The following is a 2,215-nucleotide window of genomic DNA, read 5'->3' as shown; positions in this document are numbered from 1 at the left end:
CCGAGGAGATGGCGCTCTTCTGACCGGCCGCCGCGGCGACTCAGGGAGGGGCGGGCCGCCACGGCGCGAGCGGATCGAACCCCAGCAGCTCGATCTTCTGCCGCCGCGCCGACTCCGTCGGCTTGTACGCCAGGGACAGCGGATATGGCAGCGCGAGATGCGCAGCGGGCGGGTGGTCCATGTACTCCGCCTTCGGGCAGCCGTCGACGTGCGGGCACTCCTCGACGGTCCGATTGCACAGTTTGCACAGGAGACCGCGCACCATTCCCGTGGAGTAGTCGTGGTCGACCATCGCCCCGGGCAGTGCGCCGCACAGGTGGCAGTCCGGCCCCAGAGCTTCGACCAGTACCGCGCGCATCCTCCGGACCGGGGCGGTCTTCGCCGGGGGCGGAGGCCACATGTGCATGACGCCATAGGAGCCCTCTCCCTGGCACCGCTGCTCCAGCGCTACCGACGACAAGGGAACGCTCTCGGCTCCGGTCTCCACGAACCACTCCAGCGCGACCGAGTCGTACGTACCGCCCATGCTGTAGCCGTAGGACAGCACTCCGTCTGTCTCCGTCCAGCAGCAGATCTGTAGGTGCCAGCCCTGCTTGGCCTGGCTCTTGCCGCAGACCATCCGGCCGTCGCTCATGACGTGGTACCGGCCGTCGCCGCCGAGCACGGCAACCCGGGGCGAGTGCGGCTTGGATACGCCCGACAGGGTGCACGGCTTCCCGGTCTGCTCCCGCACCAGGTCGTCAACTCCAGCTACGCCGAAGTGGGCGTACTCCCACAGCAACTTTGCCCGGCGGTACGGGGGCAGGTCATCCAGGGTCGGCATGAGCGGCATCGTGCCGTATGGCACTGACAACGAACTGCCGGACCTCCACGCTCAGGGCTACGGGGGCCCAGCAGTTGGTAGAACCGGCGCCGACGGCGACGGATGCGCGACCCCTGCTGCGCACGGTGTAGCGGCATGTCGAATCAATCGTTGATGTCGCGGTGCGGGGCAGACGCGCCAGCAGCGTGAGGAGAACGAGCAGAACCGGCTGGCCAAGGAAGCGCGCCGAGGTGACTCATCAGTACACGAACGAGACTCGACGGGGACACCGACAAGACGCCGACTGATGCCGGTGTACCTCTTGGAGTTCTGCGCACGTCCTCGCGGTGTCTCGCGTGCGCTCCAACAGTGCCGCACTGGCGTTGCACACAGAGCCTTCGGAGGACTCACCTGTGCAGGGATGCCGGGTGGCGCCTCCCAGGAGACACGACCGGGGCACCACAGGGACGCCGTTCGTACTTCGCTGCGCCTCTTCTGGAAGGGCCACGCGATCCCGACGGGGCCCGGGTCAGGACGATGGCCGGCGACCGAGGCAGGAGCCCGAGCACCGTGTCGGCCGCGAAGAACAGGTTTCTCTCCTTCACCAGGTGCCGGTCGGGTCCGTGCAGGTCGCACAGCGCACACACCAACTGGTGCCAGCCCAGCCCGCTCAGCCCGGCCTCGTGCAGGCTCGGCGGGACGCGGTCGGCGGGACGCGGTCGGCGGGACGCGGTCGGCGGGCGACAGCGGAAGCTCCCGGCTCAACTGCTGCCGGAAGGGCTCGCATGGTTCGTCCCCTCATTCATCCGTGCTTGCCGAGAGTGGGCAGTCCGCCCGAGACGGTTCGGACGCTGCGTCCGCGCCGACTCGCCCGCTTGGCCATCAGCAGCTGACGGGCCATCGTGCTCCACTGCGCTGCCTCGTCTTGGTTCCCCGCGGCTCTCTGCTCCCGGCTGGCCGCGAGCATGGCCGCCCGGGTCCTCCCGTACAGCGGCTCCGCTATCGAGGACACAGCTCCGCTGATCCGGACAGCACCTTCCAAACCTCGTTGACAGAGCACCAGACGGTGGTCCGCGCCGTCCTCCGCCAGGCGCACGGCGTATAGGCCGGCACGGCTGTTGCCGAGCGAGATCTTCCCGAGCTGTATCAGGAGTTCCGGAGAACACGGCAGCAGGACTTGATCCGCTGTGGTGCCGCGTGCGGGCGCCAGCGACACGAGGTCGAGCCGCTCGCCTTCCCATCGAACCCACATGCCGAGCGTGGGCCAGGCGATGGCAGGGTCGAGCGCGGGGTGCGGCGCCCTCGCGTCCATGCGAGGGTCTCCCAGTCCTTGAGCTCTGTCTCGCGGCTGATCGGTCATGACGCGTTCGGTCGCTGGCCGAGCCAGAAGGCGGCGACGGAGGGCTGGTCGAT

At 68.8% G+C, this 2,215-nt stretch carries 2 protein-coding genes; both read right to left on the bottom strand.

The window, feature by feature from the left end; genetic code table 11:
* Positions 1–40: 40 nt before the first annotated feature.
* On the bottom strand, positions 41–823 hold the full coding sequence (locus AB0N07_RS50380; protein ID WP_365847646.1) for an endonuclease domain-containing protein: 783 nt from the start codon (positions 821–823) through the stop codon (positions 41–43).
* Positions 824–1,604: 781 nt separating this feature from the next.
* The gene (locus tag AB0N07_RS50375) at positions 1,605–2,114 is read right to left on the bottom strand and encodes a hypothetical protein (RefSeq protein ID WP_365847644.1); all 510 of its coding nucleotides are present in this window, start codon (positions 2,112–2,114) and stop codon (positions 1,605–1,607) included.
* Between the last annotated feature and the right edge of the window lie 101 nt (positions 2,115–2,215).

The sequence above is a fragment of the Streptomyces sp. NPDC051172 genome (assembly GCF_040682555.1).
In the GTDB taxonomy this organism is placed as follows: domain Bacteria; phylum Actinomycetota; class Actinomycetes; order Streptomycetales; family Streptomycetaceae; genus Streptomyces.
The sequence above is the reverse complement of the archived record's forward strand: the minus strand, read 5'-3'. Positions and strand labels throughout refer to the sequence as shown.

Excerpts from the sequence above, each read along its gene's own strand:
- AB0N07_RS50380 (WP_365847646.1), bottom strand. The coding sequence starts at position 823 with ATGCCGACCCTGGATGACCTGCCCCCGTACCGCCGGGCAAAGTTGCTG.
- AB0N07_RS50375 (WP_365847644.1), bottom strand. The coding sequence starts at position 2,114 with ATGGACGCGAGGGCGCCGCACCCCGCGCTCGACCCTGCCATCGCCTGG.